Annotated in this window: 13 protein-coding genes and 1 riboswitch; of the genes, 2 read left to right on the forward strand and 11 right to left on the reverse strand. The window is 29.7% G+C overall.

Translation table 11 applies throughout. The annotated features are described in order from the left end of the window. Positions 1-1,031: 1,031 nt before the first annotated feature. From FGK85_RS03815 to pckA, 3 genes are all read right to left on the reverse strand, one after another. Entirely contained in the window at positions 1,032-1,850 is an 819-nt protein-coding gene (locus tag FGK85_RS03815; protein ID WP_138203880.1) for an undecaprenyl-diphosphate phosphatase, read from the reverse strand. Positions 1,851-2,182: 332 nt separating this feature from the next. After that, complete coding sequence (locus FGK85_RS03820; protein WP_138203882.1) at positions 2,183-3,331, reverse strand: transglutaminase domain-containing protein; 1,149 nt, start codon at positions 3,329-3,331, stop codon at positions 2,183-2,185. An 88-nt stretch (positions 3,332-3,419) separates the two neighbouring features. Further along, the gene (gene pckA, locus FGK85_RS03825; protein WP_138203884.1) at positions 3,420-4,994 is read right to left on the reverse strand and encodes a phosphoenolpyruvate carboxykinase (ATP); all 1,575 of its coding nucleotides are present in this window, start codon (positions 4,992-4,994) and stop codon (positions 3,420-3,422) included. 472 nt (positions 4,995-5,466) lie between these two features. On the opposite strand from pckA, the gene FGK85_RS03830 reads away from it, so the two are divergent. Beyond that, positions 5,467-6,312, forward strand: coding sequence for a YitT family protein (locus tag FGK85_RS03830; protein WP_138203886.1), 846 nt, complete (start codon positions 5,467-5,469; stop codon positions 6,310-6,312). Positions 6,313-6,506: 194 nt separating this feature from the next. On the opposite strand, the gene FGK85_RS03835 is transcribed toward FGK85_RS03830, so the two are convergent. After that, positions 6,507-8,663 carry a Tex family protein gene (locus tag FGK85_RS03835; RefSeq protein ID WP_138203887.1) on the reverse strand — a complete coding sequence of 719 codons (2,157 nt, stop codon included), beginning with the start codon at positions 8,661-8,663 and terminating at the stop codon, positions 6,507-6,509. 163 nt (positions 8,664-8,826) lie between these two features. Between FGK85_RS03835 and FGK85_RS03840 the strand changes: the two genes are divergently transcribed. Then, complete coding sequence (locus FGK85_RS03840) at positions 8,827-10,191, forward strand: M28 family metallopeptidase (protein WP_138203889.1); 1,365 nt, start codon at positions 8,827-8,829, stop codon at positions 10,189-10,191. Positions 10,192-10,409: 218 nt separating this feature from the next. On the opposite strand, the gene prfB is transcribed toward FGK85_RS03840, so the two are convergent. The 7 genes from prfB to metK form a co-directional block, all read right to left on the reverse strand. Further along, positions 10,410-11,511 (reverse strand): peptide chain release factor 2 gene (gene prfB, locus FGK85_RS03845; RefSeq protein ID WP_138203891.1). Its coding sequence is split into 2 segments (ribosomal slippage): positions 10,410-11,432 and positions 11,434-11,511, totalling 1,101 coding nucleotides; the frame shifts between segments, so codons are not numbered across the junction. Between the two features lie 219 nt (positions 11,512-11,730). Further along, entirely contained in the window at positions 11,731-14,265 is a 2,535-nt protein-coding gene (secA, locus tag FGK85_RS03850) for a preprotein translocase subunit SecA (protein ID WP_138203894.1), read from the reverse strand. Between the two features lie 191 nt (positions 14,266-14,456). Beyond that, positions 14,457-14,993, reverse strand: a complete 537-nt coding sequence (gene hpf, locus FGK85_RS03855) for a ribosome hibernation-promoting factor, HPF/YfiA family (RefSeq protein ID WP_138203896.1) — start codon at positions 14,991-14,993, stop codon at positions 14,457-14,459. A 482-nt stretch (positions 14,994-15,475) separates the two neighbouring features. Beyond that, entirely contained in the window at positions 15,476-16,156 is a 681-nt protein-coding gene (locus FGK85_RS03860) for a ComF family protein (RefSeq protein ID WP_138203897.1), read from the reverse strand. Next, complete coding sequence (locus FGK85_RS03865; RefSeq protein ID WP_138203899.1) at positions 16,129-17,151, reverse strand: hypothetical protein; 1,023 nt, start codon at positions 17,149-17,151, stop codon at positions 16,129-16,131. Before FGK85_RS03865 ends, FGK85_RS03860 begins: the two co-directional genes overlap by 28 nt. A gap of 28 nt (positions 17,152-17,179) precedes the next feature. Then, positions 17,180-19,387 carry an SF1B family DNA helicase RecD2 gene (gene recD2, locus FGK85_RS03870; RefSeq protein ID WP_138203901.1) on the reverse strand — a complete coding sequence of 736 codons (2,208 nt, stop codon included), beginning with the start codon at positions 19,385-19,387 and terminating at the stop codon, positions 17,180-17,182. Between the two features lie 155 nt (positions 19,388-19,542). Further along, positions 19,543-20,718, reverse strand: coding sequence for a methionine adenosyltransferase (gene metK / locus FGK85_RS03875; RefSeq protein ID WP_138203903.1), 1,176 nt, complete (start codon positions 20,716-20,718; stop codon positions 19,543-19,545). Positions 20,719-20,797: 79 nt separating this feature from the next. After that, positions 20,798-20,911, reverse strand: a riboswitch (SAM riboswitch). Positions 20,912-21,067 lie beyond the last annotated feature (156 nt).

The raw sequence follows: 21,067 nt of genomic DNA on the forward strand, positions 1-21,067 counted from the left end.
ATAGGAAAAATCTGATTTTAATTCCGTGATAAATGTGAAATTTTGGACTTGAACAATACGCCAAGAACTTCTAATATTTGTCCATTTAAAGCCCCTAAAGTTTTCAAACTCACTCGTGCCTCGCTCAAGCAATGAAAACTTCTTAACGGTGCTTTAAATGGACAAATAAAGAAGTTCTAAGGCTAGTTCAATAGTCCTAAATTTCACATTTATCACTCCATTAAAATCAAATTTTTCAGTTCATGCATATATCGTCACGGTGGAGAGAGCAACCTAAATATATAAATATTAAATATTAAATATTAAATATCAAATATCAAATAATGTGGATTTTCTTCATTTTATTCAGAAAATCTTTAAGTTATAAAAAGAAAGGGATAATAATCTTTTTAGGCGAAGCCGTTCGAAAAGTTATATGGTAACCATTAATATAAACAGAGCTCTTAGCTTCAGATGGAGTTTTTACTCCAACTGAAGGTTAGAGATCCTTATCCAGGGACGTAGCTGCCGTTATCTCCCACTTTGTTAGAAGTGGGAGTGTTACGGCAGGTAGTCATCGGATAAATTTTTCATTATAAATCAACGTGCTACGCCAAAAGAACTTTTTAAATGCTCAACTTCTTACTTCCTCCACCAATTCTAATTTAAGAAATTCCATAGGAATTTCAACATTAATTGATATTTGATATTTAATATTTAATATTTCTATATTTTTGCTAGCTATCGCCAATAAAAGATTTTTAAAGACCTAAAAAGAAAAGCTATAACTACTCCATTTAGCGAAATAATTATAGCTTGTTTTACTATTACATTTATTTAATTGAAGATTTTCCGTAACGCAGTGGAGGAAAATCCCCATTCACTCTTACTTCTTACTTAATTGTCCATTGACAATTGTCAATTGTCACTTGTCACTTCATACTTCCTCCACAAATTCCTATTTTACATTCTAAATTTTAAATTTGAAATGTTTATTTATCTAAAATAGATTTTAAGATTTATGTGGCAAGTTATTAATTTAAATATAATCTCTAAACTGTAATAATATGTGCAAATGATAGACCTAATAATAATACTCCTATTATTATTCTATATATAGCAAAAACTTTCATAGGCTTTTTCTTTAAATATCCTATAAATTTATCAACTACAATTAACGCAACTATAAATGATACCAAAAATCCTACAGACAAAGCTACTATTTCTGATAAACTTAACGCAGCTTTATACTTTAATAAACTTATTCCAGACATACCTACCATAGTAGGAATTGCAAGGAAAAATGAAAATTCCGCTGCTGCCACTGTAGAAAGTCCACTAATCCAAGCCCCTATTATAGTAGAAGCAGATCTAGACATTCCTGGCCAAAGAGCTAAACACTGAAAGCATCCTATTTTAATAGCTTGTACTAGTGTTACATCATCTATATCCCTTGTATAATAATTTGTTCTATGTTTATTTTCTGCATATATCATCCATATTCCACCTACTACTAATGCCGCTGCTACTGTTGGAATACTAAATAAATGCTCTTCTATTTTTTTGTGAAATAAAACTCCAAGGACTCCTGATGGAATACAAGCAACAACAATATTAAACCAAAGCTTAAATCCCCATTTTCCTGGAACAAGATTCTTAAGTGATTTCCATATTTTATTCCAATATAAAACCACTATAGCTAGTATTGCTCCCAACTGAATTACCTCAGCAAACATCTTAGAAAAATCATTATTAAAGTTCATGAAATTTTGTGCTATTATCATATGCCCAGTAGATGATACTGGTAAAAACTCTGTTATACCCTCAACTATTCCAGTGACAATAGCCTTCAATATAAGTATTAAATCCATAATTTTTTCCTCCAATATTTAAAATCTCTTTTCTCTTCAACACTTTATTAATTATACATTATACATACACTTTAGTTCAACTAATTAAAAAATTAACCTATACTCAATACAATGAAAAAACTCCTTTAAAGGAGTTTTTAAAATATAACTCGAAGAAATTCTTTAGTAATTTCAACTTTCATTTTAAATTTTAAATATTTAATTTCAAATTAAGAACATTTATTTATCTAATGTAAAACTTGAAATTTATGTATTAAAGTTAAATTAATTAGGGAACTACTCTAAAACAAGGGTACGAGGTTTTACGAACTGAATTATAAAATTCAAGTGCCCTATTTCTCCATAGTACAATTTATTATTATTTCCCTTTGAATTTTTTCCTTATCCATTGAAAGCTTTATTATATTTTTTCCTTCATCTAAAGTTAATTGAAAATAACTGTTCTTTACCTCTCTCCAAACATTATTTATGCTTACATAATATTTTTCCTCCATAGCACTATCCTTAAATACTCCCCCATATAACTGTATTTTATTTTTATTATTAACTTTATCATTAGACTTGCCATTATCATTTTTTTGTTCTGAAAATATTAAAGTTGCCGTAGTATCTTTTTTTACTTTTTCAGCTTCATATTTTACTTTAGGTGAAATATTGAATAGTAGGTCCTTATCCGTAAAAATAGTAGGTTGTATTACAGAGTTATTTATATAGATTTCTGGTAAATCCCCTTTACCTATATAGGTTATAAAGGAATTACTTTTCTTTATTCCATATATACTATTATCTATAGGTATAGTGTACGAATATAAGTATTTTTTTATATCTTTTATATACTTTTTAGATTCATTGCCTCCCATTACCTCTATATTATCACCACTTTTACTTATAACCTCCATTGCACTTAAAGGCTTACCATCATTGTTTATATAATGGCCATTAGCTGGATCTAACATTATCCATTTATTATACTTATCACTCCACACTTCACATACAAAATGATTATACTTTTTCTTTTGTTTATTAACTTCTTTAGCCCTTAATTCACCTTTTCTAACATTTAACCCAGCAGCCGTTGCTACTTCTGCATATAGCGAGCAGTAATCTTTATCATTTATACTTATTTCATTATCTTTAGATTTTTTTATTATTTCAATTGCATAGTCTTCACTACTCATACTGTTTGGATTGTATTTTATTTTTTCACCTAACCATTTTAAAACAGTTAGTGCCTTTTTCAAATCTTCTCCTTCTTCTTTAGTTAATTCTTTGAGTTTAAATGTTTCATCTAATTTTTGAATGTTCATATCCTGTTTATCTTGATAATAAAATTGAATATTCTCTCCAGAATATAAATTTTCCCATTTCTCTACAACTATTTTATCTTTTTTAGACTCCATAAACCCATATTTATTAAAAGCCAATGCAACCATTACCACTAATAACCCCGCAAATAGAAATTTTAAAAATTTATTTTTCATCTTTACACCCCTTTTTTATACAAAAATAAACACCGAAAATATATTCATACTATATTTTCGGTGTAAGGTCTCTTTTACTTTAAAAATTCTATACTCTTGGAGCAGCTTTTTTTATTTCTTCTGGTACATCTTTGAATTTTTTGAAATTATTTTGGAATTTTTCTGCTAATTCCTTAGCTTTCTTATCATATGCCTCTTTGTCTTCCCAAGTATTTTTAGGATTTAATAGTTCTGTTGGAACATTTGGGCACTCCTTTGGCATAAGTACCTTTAATACTGGATGTTCTTCATATTCTACATTTTTCAATTCTCCATTAATTGCAGCCTTAACCATAGCTCTAGTGTATTTTAAATTCATTCTTGGTCCTACACCATATCCTCCTGCAATCCATCCTGTATTAACTAAATATACATCAGTATTATACTTCTCAATTTTTTCTCCTAAAAGTTCTGCATATACTGATGGGTTCATAAGCATAAATGGTTCTCCAAAGCATGCTGAGAATGTAGCTTTTGGCTCTGTTATTCCCCTTTCAGTACCAGCAACTTTACTTGTGTAACCTGACATAAAGTGGTACATAGCAGCTTCTTTAGATAACTTTGATATAGGAGGTATAACTCCAAAAGCATCAGCTGTTAGGAATATAACTGTATTAGGTTGTCCACCAACGCCATCTAATTTTACATTTTCTATATAATCTATAGGATATGCTCCTCTTGTATTTTCAGTAAGAGATCCATCATCATAGTTTGGACTTCTATCTTCATCCAATATAACATTTTCTAAAACAGAACCAAATTTTAGTGCTTCATATATTTCCCATTCTTTTTCTTTATCTAATCTTATAGTTTTAGCATAGCATCCACCTTCAAAATTAAAGGTTCCCTTGTCACACCATCCGTGTTCATCATCACCTATTAATAATCTTTCTGGATCTGCTGATAAAGTAGTTTTTCCAGTACCTGATAATCCAAAGAATATTGCAGTGTTGCCTTCTTCTGATATATTAGCTGAACAATGCATTGGGAATACTCCCTTATCTGGCATTAAGAAGTTCATTACTGAGAATACTGATTTCTTTATTTCTCCACAGTATTTAGTACCACCTATTAATACTATCTTCTTATCAAAGTTTACCAATATAAATGCTTCTGAATTTATTCCATCTTCTTCTGCATTAGCTTTAAATTCTGGTGCAGCTATAATTGTAAATTCTGGTTTATGATTTTGAAGCTCGTCCTTATTTAATCTTCTAAATAATTGAGTTGAAAATAATGCTTGAGAAGCCAATTCGTTTACAACTCTTATAGGAAGGCTATATTCTTTCATAGCACCTACATATCCATCAAACACAAATAAATCTCTATCTTTTAAATATTCCATAACTTTATTATATAAATTATTGAAAACCTCTTCAGTAGTTGGTAAATTAACGTCTCCCCAATTAATTCTATCTTCTGTGCTCTTTTGTCTAACTATAAATCTATCTTTAGGAGATCTTCCTGTGTATTTTCCTGTTTCTATAACTAATGAACCCTTATTTGATAATTTTCCTTCTCCTCTTTCTAGAGCCTTTTCCACTAATTCTGGTGCTGATAGATTTCTAAATATATTTTTTGTTGTTTGTATTTTTAACTCTTTTAACTCCTCTACGAAATTCATTTCATAGCCTCCTTATTAAATGAATCTTAATGCAAAATTTATATATTAAAACATTTCCACCCCCTTACTTTATCATTTTGCAAGAAAAAGTGCAATATTGAAAAAATCTCTTTTTCCATAAAAAATCTCTTTTTACCATTAGAATATACTATTTTCTTCTTTTATGATACATTTTCTTCTTTTATGCTATACTTTTTATTGTTTGAAATGTTAATTTCATGTTTTAAATTTATATTGTACACCTCTTTATATTTCACCCACTTCTTCTAGCATATTTTTAAATTAGATTGTTAATTTTTTTGCAATATCTCATTCAATTTTAAGAAAAAACCAGAATCTTATTGTTATGTTATAAATTTTGTGCTAGTATAGTATTCGCTAATAGACTTGTACAAAATTTAAGGTTAAAATTCTACATTTCCAAATGTATATAATGTATCTTTTAATTAAAATATGAACTGGAGATGATTATATGAAGAAAAAAATTAAAGATTATATCTTTTTAATAGCTGGATGTTTCTTATTTTCAATAGCCATATCAGCTATATTAATCCCTAGTAAAATAGGAGCTGGAGGAGTTACAGGTATAGCCACTTCTCTAAACCAATTATTTGGATTTAGAGTAGGACTTACTTCATTATTAATAAATATTCCTTTGTTTTTATTTGGATTTAAATTATTAGGGAAAAAATTTGCTATACGAAGTGGATTTATAGTTTTTCTATCCTCAATGCTTATAGATTTTTTTAGTTTACACTATAAGTTTAAACCTTTTGATGACGTATTATTAGGTTCTTTATTTTGTGGAGTATTGATAGGTATTGGTATCGCACTTATATTTATGGCTGGGGGATCTACTGGTGGTCTTGATATATCTGCTAAAATAATAAATTCTAAATTTCCAAATTTCCAATTATCCACAATATTATTAGTTGAGGATATATTAGTTTATTTGCTAGTTGCTTATGTATTTGGAATAAATTCTGTATTATATGCATTTATTTTAAGTTTTGCTAGAACTAAAACCATGGATATTATACAGGAAGGTATATCTTCAACTAAACAATGCATAATAATATGCGATAGCGCAGATGAATTGGTAAAACAAATTCAAATAAAATTATTAAGAGGTGTCACTGTACTTGAAGCTAAAGGAAGTTATTCTAATACAAATAAGAAATTTATTTATGTAGTAATTCAAAAAAATGAATTATCTCAACTGAAAGAAATTGTAAAATCTGTCGATCCTGCTGCATTCACTACAGTATCTCCAGTAACAGATATTTTGGGCAAATATAGAAATGAAAAAAATATTTAAAGCTTTTGATTTAGATTAATTTTAAATACTGCCAAGATAAACATTAAAGGTCCATTAAAATGTCATGGCATTTATAAAATAAGTAAAAAGTAAGAAGTAAGAACTCTTACTTCTTACTTTTTACTTATTATCTATTACCTATGACTTATCTAGAAATTTTAAATTATAGTTAATTTATAAAAGAGCTTTGTTCTTTATTTTTTCATGGTTAAAGAAATTCTTTTTCTCTTTTCATCCACATCTAAAACTTTAACTTCCACTATATCCCCAACTTTAACCACATCTAATGGATGCTTTACAAATTTATCAGACATTTGACTTATATGCACTAATCCATCTTGATGAACACCTATATCTACAAAAGCTCCAAAGTCTGAAACATTTCGCACAGTTCCTGTAAGGGCCATGCCTGGTTTTAGTTGACTCATATCTATTACTCCAGATTTTAAAATTGGCTTTGGCATCTCATCTCTTGGATCTCTTCCAGGCTTTTTAAGTTCTTTTATTATATCTTGTAATGTTGGCATCCCTATTTCTAACTCTTGCGCTAGCTCTTTTATACTTTTATCTTTTAACTTTTCATCAATTTCCTTAACTCCGCCTTTTTTTAACTCCAGTGAATTAAGCTCTAATATTTTTAATAAATTTTTAGCAGCCTTGTAGGACTCTGGGTGAACTGCTGTATTATCAAGTGGCTCATCACTTTCCATAACCCTTAAAAAACCTGCACATTGTTCAAAAACCTTAGGTCCTAATCTTTTTACTTTTAATAGTTCTTTTCTGCTGTTAAATTTTCCGTTTTCTTCTCTATATTTAACTATATTTTCTGCCACTGCTACGCTTATACCAGATATATATGATAATAATGATGGTGTTGCTATATTTAAGTCTACTCCCACATTATTAACACAGTCCTCTACTACTCCTTTTAGGGATTCATCTAATTTTTTAGGTGTTACATCATGCTGATACTGTCCTATGCCTATAGATTTAGGATCTATTTTAACCAATTCTGCCAGTGGGTCTTGGAGCCTTCTTCCTATAGAAATAGCCCCTCTCAAGGATACATCTATATCTGGATATTCCTTAGCCGCAAGCTTAGATGCTGAATACACTGAAGCCCCTGCCTCAGAAACTATAACATAGTATAATTCCTTTCCCTTTTCTTCTTTAACTTCTTTAATTAATTTGACTATAATTTCTTCTGATTCTCTGCTAGCAGTTCCATTTCCTAAAGATATTACATCTACGTGGTATTTATATACTAATTCCTTAAGCCTTTTAATTGTTCCTTCAATATCATTCTTTGGTGCAGTAGGATACACTGTAGCAGTATCTATCATCTTGCCTGTATCATCTAAAAGTGCAATTTTGCATCCTGTTCTAAATCCAGGGTCATACCCTAAAACCACTTTCCCCTTAATAGGCGCTTGCATCAAAAGAGCTTTTAAATTAGCTTTAAATATATTAATTGCAGATATCTCACCTATATCTTTTAATTCATTTCTTATTTCTCTTTCAATAGATGGATATATAAGTCTTTTTAAGGAATCTCTTATGCTATTTTCAATGTACGTATCTGTAATTTCATTTCCCTTTAAGCATTTACTCTTTAAAAAATCCACTATTTTTTCTTCATCACATTGTATTTTTACAGATAATACTTTTTCATTTTCTCCTCTATTTATAGCCAATATTCTATGAGCAGGTATTTTATATACAGATTCTTTATAATCATAATACATTTCATAAGGGGTACTTTCTTCACTTTCTCCCTTAGTAACTATTAATCCATATTTATTTACAAAGTTTCTTATCCATTTTCTATACTCTGCTTCATCAGATATTATTTCACTTATTATGTCCATAGCCCCTTGAAGAGCTTCTTCTTCACTATTAACCTGCTTTTCTTCATTTATGAATTCACCAGCAGTTTTTAATATATCTCCTTTAAACTCTCCACTTAAAATTACTTCTGCAAGAGGTTTTAGTCCCTTTTCTGTAGCAATTATAGCTCTTGTTCTCTTCTTAGGCTTGTAAGGTCTATATAAATCCTCTACCTCTGTAAGAGTATCACATTTCAAAATAGCTTTTTCTATTTCATCCGTTAATTTCTCTTGCTCACTTATACTTTTTATTACCGCTTCTTTTCTCTCTTCTAAATTTCTTAAATAAGAAAGTCTTTCACTAAATTCCCTAAGAACCTGGTCATCTAAGGCACCAGTTCTTTCTTTTCTATATCTAGCTATAAAAGGCACAGTGTTACCTTCATCAAGCATCTCTATTATATTCCCAACTATATTGAGATTTATATTAAATTCTTTCGATAATTTATTATTTATACTTTCCATATACATCCTCCGTCTATTTATTTAATATACTACTTAAGTTTAAAGTAATTTGATTAATTTTACAACATTACAATAGAAAAAACTGGTGTTTAGGCCATAACTATATCATATTTAATTTACTACACACATATTCATATACAAACATTATTTTAAAGGGGTTACTATGAAAAAATCAAAAAATCTTATAGGTATATTGTTATTGTTTATATTTATTATTTCTTTTTCGTTTAGTTTTAGAACTTATATATGCCTTAATAAATTTGACACTAGCAAAGTAATAAAGCATATAGAATATCTATCTTCTGATAAATTTCAAGGAAGGCTGCCAGGCACAATGGAAAATCGCATGGCAGAACAGTATATAAAATCTCAATTTAAAAATTATAATTTAAAGCCTTTAGATAAAAATTATTTACAGTCATTTAAAATTAAGTATCCTTCAAGAATCAGCAATAAGACTCCATATTTAAATGTAGTTGATAAAAATAATAATATAATTAAAAAATTCACCTATGGCAAGGACTTTAAAGAAGATATGCTTAATTTTAAACACAATTGCATAAGTTTCACTAAATCTAATTCCTATTTTACCAGTGGTGGCATAAAAGCAGATTCAAAAGATTCATCAGTTATTTTCTATTGTACGTCAAAAAAATTAGATTTCAGAAGTTCCTTTATGGTGGATGCTCCTAATAGTATGTATATAATGATAACCAAAGATACACTATCAGATATATATGATTACATTAAAAAAGATTATACAGTAAATTGCTATATTCCATATGAAACTAAGGAAACTTACTCAAACAATGTTACTGCTAAAATAGAAGGAACAAATAAAAATCTACCTCCAATGGTTTTATCTGCTCACTTTGATCATGTAGGAACAGATTTAGGCGGCAATATTTATAATGGTGCTTTAGACAATGCCTCTGGAGTAGCATTTATTATGGAAATGAGCAAAATTATACAATCTTTAGGAAAGCCTAAAAGAGATATAATTATCGTGGGGTTTAATGGTGAAGAATTTGGGTTTGTAGGCTCCACAGCTTTTGCCGAAAAGTATTCATCAAAGCTTCAGGGAGGGAAAGTATTTAATTTTGATATGATAGGTGGTAATACCACGGTTCCTCTTTGCCTAATGGGAAGTAAAAAAGACTCTAAAGACAATGAATTTTTAAAATCCATCGCTACCACATGTTCTAATGAAAAAATTAATTTTAGCAGTATGTTTGAAGATGCTAGCGACCATAAACCTTTTAGAGATCGTAATATTGATGCAGTGACTTTCTGTGATAATGATACATCTAAAATTCATACCCCCAATGATAAGGTTGAATTTATAAATAATGCTTCTATTACAAGATGTTTTAATGTTACCTCTAAAGAAATTATGAAATATTCCTTTAATAATAATCCTTTCGTAATTCATTATAAAATATGTATGATACTATCCTCCACTGGAATAATTGTATTAGCTTGCTATTTTATATACGGTGTAAGAAAACATTCTTATAAAAAACAGTAAAAATATAATCTATAAAAGTCAGTAAAATTATGAAAAATCTTTTTCCAATAGAACACATGAAAATAAAAAGGAAGCTACCACTTACTTCGTTGAAGTGGTAGCTTCCTTTGATCCTTCCTAACCACAAGGGAAATTTCTTTTACAGGCCATCAGTAATTTCAAAATATAATTTAATTTTTATTCTAAATTCAATAACCTCAAATTTTAATTTAATTAACTTATTTAGATGTTAAGTACCTAATTATAAATTCATCAATTTCTCCATCCATCACGGCACTTATATTTCCTGTTTCAACACCAGTTCTATGATCCTTTACCAAGTTATATGGATGAAATACATAAGACCTTATTTGACTTCCCCATCCATTATCCTTTAATTCTCCTGTTAAATCTTCTATTCTTTCCTTATGCTCTCTCTCTTTTAATGCAACCAATTTAGACTTTAATATCTTCATAGCTGTTTCTTTATTAAAATATTGACTTCTTTCGTTTTGACACTGAACTACTATACCTGTAGGTAAATGAGTTATTCTTATAGCACTTTCAGTTTTATTAACATGCTGTCCTCCAGCTCCCCCAGAACGATAGGTGTCTATTTTTAAATCTTCACTTCTAATGTCTATATCTTGATTCTCACTAAGTTCTGGAAGTACTTCTACAGAGGCAAAGGAAGTTTGTCTCTTTCCATTAGCGTTATAAGGAGATATCCTAACTAATCTGTGAATTCCCTTTTCCGCATTTAAATATCCATAGGCAAATTCTCCAATAACCTTTATAGTAACTCCCTTTATACCAGCTTCATCTGCAGGTATAAAATCCAAAACCTCTATTTTAAAGCCTTTTCTCTCACACCATCTCTTATACATTCTGTATAACATCTCTGTCCAATCTTGAGCATCATTTCCGCCCACTCCCACATGCAGAGTTAGAATAGCATTGTTTTTATCATATTCTCCTGATAAAAGATTTTGTATTTTCATATTCTCTATATTTATTTTTAAATCTTTAATTTCCATTTTTATTTCTTCATAAGTAGAGTAATCTTCCTCTTCTAAAGACAATTGTATTAATGTATTTAAGTCTTCAATCCTATTCATTATAGAATTATAATTTTCTATTTTATCCTTTATTTCTTTACACTCTTTAGTAACTTCCTGTGCATGTTGCATATCATTCCAGAAATCACTTTGTTGCATTTTATTTTCATATTCTGATAACTGATTTTTCAACTTAACTAAGTCAAAGGGAAACACTCACTTCATCTATTGTCTTTTTCATCTCTCTCACTTCTTCTATAAATTCTTCATATTGTATTAACATATTCCAACCTCTTTCTTTATATATATTTTAAAATTAGTATTTAGTTACTCAAACTTTATCACATTAATTCCAAGCTCTATATTAAATGAATAAATATTCTATTTTTACATTTTCATTTTATAATTGAGAAAGTTGAATTAGTTATTTATATTAATCTAAAATAAACTTTTACTAATGGAAATTGAGTTAGAAATGAAGCCATTCCTAACTCAATTTTATTTAAACCACGCCTCTTCCACAACAATTTTTATATTTTTTACCTGAACCACATGGACAAGGATCATTTCGTCCTATCTTCTCTTCTTTTCTCACTGGCTCCTTTTTACCTGAAGAATCTTGATTTGTCGAAGTTATTTTTGCAACCTTCTCTCTTTCAGGAACATTTTCCATTCTTACATGATATAAGTATTTTACAGTATCAACTTTAATACTTTCTATCATTTCATCAAACATATCGCTTCCTTCCATTTGATATGCTTGTGCTGGATCCTGTTGTTTATAAGCTCTAAGTCCTATTCCCTGTTTTAAATGTTCCATATTATCTATATGATCCATCCACTTAGTATCTACAACTCTTAAAAGTAGAACTCTTTCCACTTCTCTCATAGCTTCTGAAGTAAAGTCTTCTTCCCTTTGTTTATACATTGCATTAGCTAAATTTAATAGCTTTTCCTTTATCTCTTCATTGCTAAGATTCTTTAATTCATCTACTTTTACAAAACCTATTGGTAAATATATATCCTCTAAATATTTTACAAGTTTAGATAATTCTTCCTGGAAACTATCTTCAATTCCAGATATATGGGAATCTACTGCATTATATATAACTTCCTTTATCATGGATTGAATTTGTTCTTTTAAATCCTCTCCCTCTAAAACTTCTGCCCTTTGTTTGTATATAACTTCCCTTTGTTTATTCATAACATCATCATATTGAAGTACATTTTTTCTTACATCAAAGTTATTTCCTTCAACCTTCTTTTGAGCACTTTCTATGGCATTAGTTACCATTTTACTTTCTATGGCATCCTCATCCTCTAATCCAAATCTATCCATTATAGTCCTAAATCTCTCGGAAGCAAATATTCTCATAAGATCATCTTCAAAACACACATAGAATACTGATTCCCCTGGGTCTCCCTGACGTCCTGAACGACCTCTTAGCTGATTATCTATACGTCTAGATTCATGTCTTTCAGTTCCTATTACCTTTAATCCACCAAGTTCTGAAACACCTTCTCCTAATTTTATATCAGTACCACGTCCAGCCATGTTAGTAGCAATTGTAACCATACCTTTTTCTCCTGCATGGGATACTATTTCCGCTTCCTTTTCATGGTACTTAGCATTTAGTACTTGATGTGGAACACCCTTTTTCTTAAGCATGCTAGATAAAAGTTCAGATTTTTCTATACTCACTGTACCTACAAGCATTGGCTGACCTTTTTTATAAGTTTCTACTATTTCATCTACTATAGCTTTATATTTAGCTTTAACTGATTTATATACTTTATCTGCTTGATCCACTCTTATAACTGGTTCATGTGTAGGAATTACCACTACGTCCAAACCATATATTTCTCTAAATTCATTTTCTTCAGTTGCTGCAGTACCAGTCATACCAGACAATTTATTATACATTCTAAAATAATTTTGGAATGTTATAGTCGCTAATGTCTTTGATTCCTTTTGAATTTTAACTTTTTCCTTAGCCTCAATAGCTTGATGAAGTCCATCACTATATCTTCTACCTTCCATAAGTCTTCCTGTAAACTCATCAACTATAATAACTTCTCCATCTTTAACCATATAGTCTTTATCTTTTTTCATCATATAGTTAGCTTTTAAACCTTGTATTACATGGTGTTGAATTTCCATATTACTTGGATCCGCATAGTTTTCAAGTTTAAAGAATGCCTCTGCCTTTTTAACACCTTCTTGGGTTAGTATAACTGCATTAGCTTTTTCATCAACAGTAAAATCTCCAGTTTCTTCTCCCTCTTCACTTTTTTCGCCTTTTACCAAAGTGGCTACAAAAAATTGTGCTATCTTATAAAGGTCTGTAGATTTTTCACCTTCACCTGAAATTATAAGAGGAGTTCTAGCTTCATCAATAAGTATAGAGTCCACTTCGTCAACTATACAAAAATTCAATTCCCTTTGTACTTTTTCTTCTTTATATACAACCATATTATCTCTTAAATAATCAAATCCTAACTCATTGTTAGTACCATAAGTTATATCTGAATTATAAGCTGCTCTTCTCTCTTCATTGTCCAAGTCATGAACAATTACCCCTACAGATAATCCTAAGAACTCATGTATTTTTCCCATAGTTTCAGCGTCTCTTTTGGCAAGATAATCATTTACTGTTACTATATGAACCCCATTACCTGTTAATGCATTTAAATAAGATGGTAAAGTTGCAACTAAAGTTTTTCCCTCACCAGTTTTCATTTCTGATATTCTTCCTTGATGAAGAATAATTCCTCCCATTAACTGCTCTCTAAAGTGTTTAAGTCCCAATGTTCTCACAGAAGCCTCTCTTACTACTGCAAAAGCCTCTGGCAATATATCATCTAAAGTCTCGCCTTTTTTTAACCTTTCCTTAAATTCCCCAGTTTTAGCTCTTAATTCTTCGTCACTTAATTTTTGCATTTCTACATCATAACTATCAATCTTATCAACTATTGGTTTTACTTTTTTTAATTGTCTTTCACTATAAGTTCCAAATACTTTATCTAATAGTCCCATTTTAAACCTCACCATTCTTATATTTTTTTATTCTAATATCTATAAATTATATCATCTACTTCAAATATATTCAACTTTACAAATGAATTGTTAACCATTTTATTACAAAATAAATTTTAGTTTATTCTTTATATTATTTTTTATACAAAAAGAAAAAAATGCGGCAATTTCTGCCGCATTTTAAATCTATATTAGAATTCTGGCTCAATTAATCCATAGTTACCATCATTTCTCTTATAAACTACATTTACATCAGAAGTTTCTGCATCTTGGTATACAAAGAAGCTATGTCCTAAAAGCTCCATTTGTAAAATAGCCTCTTCTGCTGCCATTGGTTTTATTGCGAATCTTTTTGTTTTAACTATAGTAGGATCCTTTTTTTCGTCTTTCTCCCATTCATAATCTGGTATAGAACTAAATCTAATAGAATCTAAACTACCTTTTCTTCTTGCTAATTTTGTTTTTTGTTTTCGTATTTGCCTTTCTATTTTATCTAATACTAAATCTAGAGCTACATACATATCTGGATTAGTTTCTTCACCTCTTAATATAACACCATTAAAAGGTATTGTAACTTCTATGATTTGATCATTTTTTTGTACACTTAAAGTCACATTAGCTGGTACGCTAGGATCAAAATATCTGTCTAATCTAGATATTTTTTTCTCCACAATATTTTTTAGTGCCTCGGTTATTTCTATATTTTTTCCGATAATTTTTACTACCATGAAACCAGCCCCTCTCTTAAATAGCTAAAAGTTAATATTTTTTTATTTATGTTTATGTTATTATATTAACTCTTATTCAATAATAACTCAAATAATTCTTTCTGAATTAATTGAATTTTCAGCTTTTTAAAACCACACTAAGTTATTCATGCTTATTATTACTAAATATTTCACATATAAAGTACAGGTGCATAAAAATAGTTTTTATGTTAAAATTAAATTGTTGGGCAAAAATAAAAGAAAGATAGATTAATCCATCTTTCTTCTACACTGAATTAGTTGACCTGGTCTTTGACCCCACACTCGCCTGCTGGAGCTTTTGCTACTAGGTATTATCCCCTCACTACTAACCCTCTCGCCTTAAAGCGGCAGGACTTACTTCTAAGCCGCACCATGCTCATTAAACTTTGTTTAACTTACGTGGATCGTTTCGCCTGCGACTGGCATCGACTTTCAACCACAAACCTAACCCAACAATAATATTATATCTTACTTTTTGCAGCAGTCAAGAAAATAATTTCCCCAGCATTATTTTTTAACAATTCTAAAATACAATAATGCGCCGTAGCCCCAGTGGTTACCACATCATCCACTAACAAAATTTTTTTATTCTCTACTTTTTTACCTTTTCTAAAACTAAAACTATCTTTTAAGTTTATCCATCTTTCCTCTTCATTAAGTCCTATTTGATCCCTAGTTTTCCTAGATTTCTTTATTAAATCCACAACCTTCTTATCAAATTTCTCTCCTATACACTTGGCTAAATATTTACTCTGATTATATCCCCGCTTCTTTTTGTTTTCAAAGCTTAAAGGGACATATGTTATTATATCGAATTTTATTTTTTTATCATGTATAATTTTTATCATGTAACTTGCCAATACATCTCCACATATAAAATCGCTTTTATACTTTAAGGCTAAGACTAATTTTTTAACAGCAGATGAATAATATAACGCACTATAAATTCTAACTTCTTTATTAAAAACTTCAATTTTCTTACTTTCTTCACAACTTTTAATTTTATTTCTGCAACTATCACATAAATATAAACCTTCAAATAATCTTTTACCACATATGACACATTCTTCTTCACTATAATATATTATTTTTAAAACATATTTAATAAGTTTTCTTATATACTTAATAATCCCATTTCCCATGCTTCTTTATTAAAATTACGAGTTATGCTTTTAGCCTTTGCCATATCATTTGTTTCTCTTTTAGCTAAAAATATAACCTCTCCTTTCTCAAATTGTTCTACAAAACCTGATCTGCCAGTTAAATAAACCAACCTTTTGTAATCAAAATTTTCATCATCTGCGAAACAAATCATTATATTTATATTATTAAATTCTAGATATTTTTCCCCAAAATAATTCGTGACTAATATGGCTTTCTTTTTCTTTGAAAAATTGGTTAAAACCTTTATATCACTTATGTTTTCTATAAAATAGTCAACATTGGAATTTAATTTATTCTTAAGCTTTGTTAGATAACTATATAGGTTATTTACCTTCTCCTTATCTGGAACATATATTATTATTTTTTTATTTATATTTATTGACCAATTCAAATATTCATATACCACATAAGGAATGTTCTTATTAATATTTAATCTAGTAAAAAATATAGTGGGTTCTACTACAGGCTTACCATTTTTTCGTAAAGGTATGTTTATTTCACTATAACCTTCAATTATTGGCTCTATAGCAAAAAATATTATTTTACCTCTGTAAGCACAATGCTTATGACAAACATCTTTTATAACCTTATAATCAGTACTACATATACCACTTATATTGTCATATATGATTAAATCAAATTCTTCATCTACACCTCCAATTGATGATAAATCCCAAATCACCAAGCTGGAATTATGCTGTGAATCCTTATTTTTAATTAAGGTATAATCTCTAAAATTGGTTTTATTTTTTATACTGCTAATAATTTGTAAACACCCTAAATCATTTGATATATATAAAATCTTTCCCTTATTAGCAGCAACATATTCAATAATATCTAAAAAAATTTCACAAGAATTATATGGAGGAGAAATTACATTCAAATATCTTTCCTTTCCATCATACCAATTTATAACTTGCTTTTTTATTTTCTCCATTTCATATTTAATTTTAACCGCGTCTCTAATGATCAAAATAATCTCCCCCAATATGGAAATATATTTATTCGTCTATTAAATTGCTTATTCTCCAAGATAAAGAAGAATACCTCTCAAAACTTCTATCATTATTTATCATAAAATGAAGAGCTTTTACCGTTCCCACTAGAACCACTAATTTTTTAGCCCTAGTTATACCCGTGTACAGTAAATTTTTATTCATAAGCATAGGTGGTCCCATAAACATAGGCATTATAACTACTGGGAATTCACTACCCTGGCTTTTATGTATGGTCATTGCATAAGCTAAAGTAATTTCATCTAAATATACGGGATCATAAACTACTCTTCTTTCATCATCAAATATAATTGTAATAGTATTATCCTCACTGCTTATGTCTTCTATAAAACCTACATCACCATTAAATACACCTACTCCTTCTTCCTCACTATTTATTTTATTCCATTTTAAAGAGTAGTTATTTTTAATTTGCATTACTTTATCCCCTACTCTAAAAACCATATTCCTAAATTCTTTTTCCTTTTTATACTTAGCTGGTGGATTTAATATACCTTGAAGTTGAGTATTTAAATTTTCTACTCCAAGCACACCTCTTCTGCTAGGAGATAGTATTTGTATATGCTCCATCTTATTCCAAGTATTATTAAATTTAGGTAATCTTTCATATATAAGTTCCATTATAGTATCCATTATTTTATTATTATCTTCTTCTTTTATAAAATAAAAGTCCTTATTCTTCTTATTTAATAATGGCATTTGCCCTTCATTTATTTTATGGGCATTTACTACAATCATACTTTCTTTTCCCTGTCTAAATATCTCCCTTAACCTTACTACCTTAACACATTTGCTATTTATTATATCTCTTAGTACATTTCCAGGGCCTACAGAAGGTAATTGATCCACATCACCCACTATAATAACTCTTGTGCCTAAGCTTATAGCCTTCATCAAATTATTCATAAGTACTATATCAATCATGGATGCCTCATCTACAATCAATACATCACATTCTAATTGACTCTCCTCATCCTTTGAAAAAAAAGCCTCTTGAGAATCTCCATATCCTAATTCTAATAATCTGTGTATAGTTTTAGCTTCATGTCCTGTAGCCTCTTCCATTCTTTTAGCAGCTCTTCCCGTAGGAGCAGCCATAAAAACTGTCATTCCTTGGTTTTGGAATATTTCAGTTATACAATTTATTATAGTGGTTTTTCCAGTACCTGGTCCCCCTGTAATCACCTCTATACCTGAAGTCAACGCTCCTTCTATAGCTTCATTTTGCGAAGGAGAAAACTTAATATCCTTTTCCCCTTCAAATTTTTTAATCTCCTCTTTTACATCTATCTTTACATCTTCATGATTTACAAGAGATAAAGTTATTATTTTTTTAGTAACACTTAATTCCGAATAGAAAAATGGAATTGTAAAAACACTCGAACACCCTTCTATATCTTCAATCTTAATTTTTCCTTCTAAAGCCGAATCATATATATTTTTTTCTATTGTGTTTTTTTCAACCTGAAGTATTTTTTTAGCCTCTGAAATTAATTTTTCCAGTGGCATGTAAGTATTTCCAATAGCACAAAATTCATTTATTACATAATTTATACCACTTTGAATTCTAAATGGTGAATCCTTATCTATTCCTATGCTTCTAGCAATTTTATCCGCAGTTTTAAAGCCTATTCCAGATATATCTTCCGTAAGAACATAAGGATTGTTTTTAACTATATTTATAGAGTCTTTCCCATATCTTTTATATATTTTAACGCATTGATTAGCTGTAACTCCATAGGTTTGTAAAAACACCATTATATTTTTTACTTCTCTTTGCTTACTATAGGACTCTGCAATCAACTTTATCTTTTTTTCACCTATGCCCTCAATTTCTTTCAATCTTTCCATGTTATTATCAAGTACATCAAGTGTCTCTTCCCCGAATTTCTCCACTATCTTTTTTGCAGTAACCGAACCAACACCTGAAATTATACCCGAAGATAAATATTTCTCTATTCCATCTAAGGAGTTAGGTATTATTTCTTGGCAGCTTTCTACTTTAAATTGTGTACCAAACTTAGGATGTTTAACCCACTGTCCTTGTACACATAAGGTCTGACCTTCTATTATATATGGGATGCATCCTACAATAGTTATATCTTCCTTTTCATTTTCAATTCTAGCTACTACATAGCCATTTTCTTCATTTTTAAATACTATATCTTCAACTACTCCCTTTATTTCTAACATAAAGCCACTCCTAATAAAATTTATATTAATAATGCATATAATCATTATATCATATATTATTTTATCCTAAATCTCCCTTTTCAAAAACAAATTTAAAGAAAAAACAATAGGGCTGATTTTAAATCAGCCCTATACATAAATATAGTTAATCTACATTATATATATCTCTTTATTTCTTCTACAGCATTTAATCTTTCCCAAGGTAAGTCTAAATCAGTTCTTCCAAAATGTCCATAAGCTGCTACTTGTTTGTATATTGGTCTTCTTAATTCTAAGTCTCTTATTATAACAGCTGGTCTTAAATCAAACACTTTGTTTATTATATCTATTATTTTATCATCTGACATTTTTCCTGTGCCAAAAGTATCCACTACAATTGATACTGGCCTAGCAACTCCTATAGCATAAGCTAATTGAATTTCTATTTTATCAGCAACACCAGCAGCTACTAAGTTCTTAGCTACCCATCTAGCTGCATAAGCTGCAGATCTATCAACCTTTGTTGGATCTTTTCCTGAGAAAGCTCCACCGCCATGTCTACCTGCTCCGCCATAAGTATCTACTATAATCTTTCTTCCAGTTAATCCTGAGTCTCCTTGTGGTCCGCCCACAACAAATCTTCCAGTTGGATTTATGTAATACTTAGTATTTTCATCTAAAAGTTCAGCTGGAACTATTGGTTTTATTACATGTTCCCTTAGATCTCTCTCTATTTCTTCACGTGTTACTTTTGGTCCATGTTGAGTAGATATAACTATAGTATCTATTCTAACTGGTTTTCCATCTTCATATTCAACAGTAACTTGAGTCTTTCCATCTGGTCTTAAATATTTTAAGGTACCATTCTTTCTAACTTCTGAAAGTCTTCTAGAAAGTTTGTGAGCCATAGATATAGGAAGAGGCATGTATTCTTCTGTTTCATTTGTTGCAAAACCAAACATCATACCTTGGTCTCCTGCTCCGATAGCGTCATCCTTTTGCATTTGTCCAGATTTAGATTCTAAAGCTTCGTTAACTCCCATAGCAATATCACCAGACTGCTCATCTATAGATGTTAAAACAGAACAAGTATCCGCATCAAAACCATATTTAGCTCTAGTATATCCTATTTCTCTTATAGTTTCTCTAACTACCTTAGGAATATCAACATAGCAACTAGTTGATATTTCACCCATAACTAAAACCATTCCAGTAGTTGTAGCGGTTTCACAAGCTACTCTTGCATAAGGGTCTCTTTCTAATATGGCATCTAATATTGAATCAGAAATCTGATCACAAATTTTATCTGGATGTCCTTCTGTTACTGATTCTGAAGTAAACAAAGTTCTCATAATAATTCATACTCCTTTCAAAATTCCAATTATATAAAATAAAAAAACCTCTTCGATAAGAAGAGGTAATATTCACCATTTCTTATCTTGCAGCGTTAAATATGTTAACCTGCAGGAATTGGCACCATTGCAAATTTAATTGCCGGTTGCCGGGCTTCATAGGGCCTATTCCCTCCACCTCTCTGGATAAGATTAAAAATCATATGTAATTTTCAACAAACTCATAATATCACAACAAAAACTTACTGTCAATATATTATATGTAGTTTACATTTATTTAATATTAAGTTAATCATTTATCCGATGACTACCTGCCGTAACACTCCCACTTTTAACAAAGTGGGAGATA

Source organism: Haloimpatiens lingqiaonensis (genome assembly GCF_901447495.1).
GTDB classification, from domain to species: Bacteria; Bacillota; Clostridia; order Clostridiales; family Clostridiaceae; genus Haloimpatiens; species Haloimpatiens lingqiaonensis.

Bases quoted from the DNA above. Each gene is read 5' to 3' on its own strand.
- FGK85_RS03815 (WP_138203880.1), bottom strand. From the start codon at position 1,850: ATGGATTTAATACTTATATTGAAGGCTATTGTCACTGGAATAGTTGAG.
- FGK85_RS03820 (WP_138203882.1), bottom strand. From the start codon at position 3,331: ATGAAAAATAAATTTTTAAAATTTCTATTTGCGGGGTTATTAGTGGTA.
- pckA (WP_138203884.1), bottom strand. From the start codon at position 4,994: ATGAATTTCGTAGAGGAGTTAAAAGAGTTAAAAATACAAACAACAAAA.
- FGK85_RS03830 (WP_138203886.1), top strand. From the start codon at position 5,467: ATGAAGAAAAAAATTAAAGATTATATCTTTTTAATAGCTGGATGTTTC.
- FGK85_RS03835 (WP_138203887.1), bottom strand. From the start codon at position 8,663: ATGGAAAGTATAAATAATAAATTATCGAAAGAATTTAATATAAATCTC.
- FGK85_RS03840 (WP_138203889.1), top strand. From the start codon at position 8,827: ATGAAAAAATCAAAAAATCTTATAGGTATATTGTTATTGTTTATATTT.
- secA (WP_138203894.1), bottom strand. From the start codon at position 14,265: ATGGGACTATTAGATAAAGTATTTGGAACTTATAGTGAAAGACAATTA.
- hpf (WP_138203896.1), bottom strand. From the start codon at position 14,993: ATGGTAGTAAAAATTATCGGAAAAAATATAGAAATAACCGAGGCACTA.
- FGK85_RS03860 (WP_138203897.1), bottom strand. From the start codon at position 16,156: ATGGGAAATGGGATTATTAAGTATATAAGAAAACTTATTAAATATGTT.
- recD2 (WP_138203901.1), bottom strand. From the start codon at position 19,387: ATGTTAGAAATAAAGGGAGTAGTTGAAGATATAGTATTTAAAAATGAA.
- metK (WP_138203903.1), bottom strand. From the start codon at position 20,718: ATGAGAACTTTGTTTACTTCAGAATCAGTAACAGAAGGACATCCAGAT.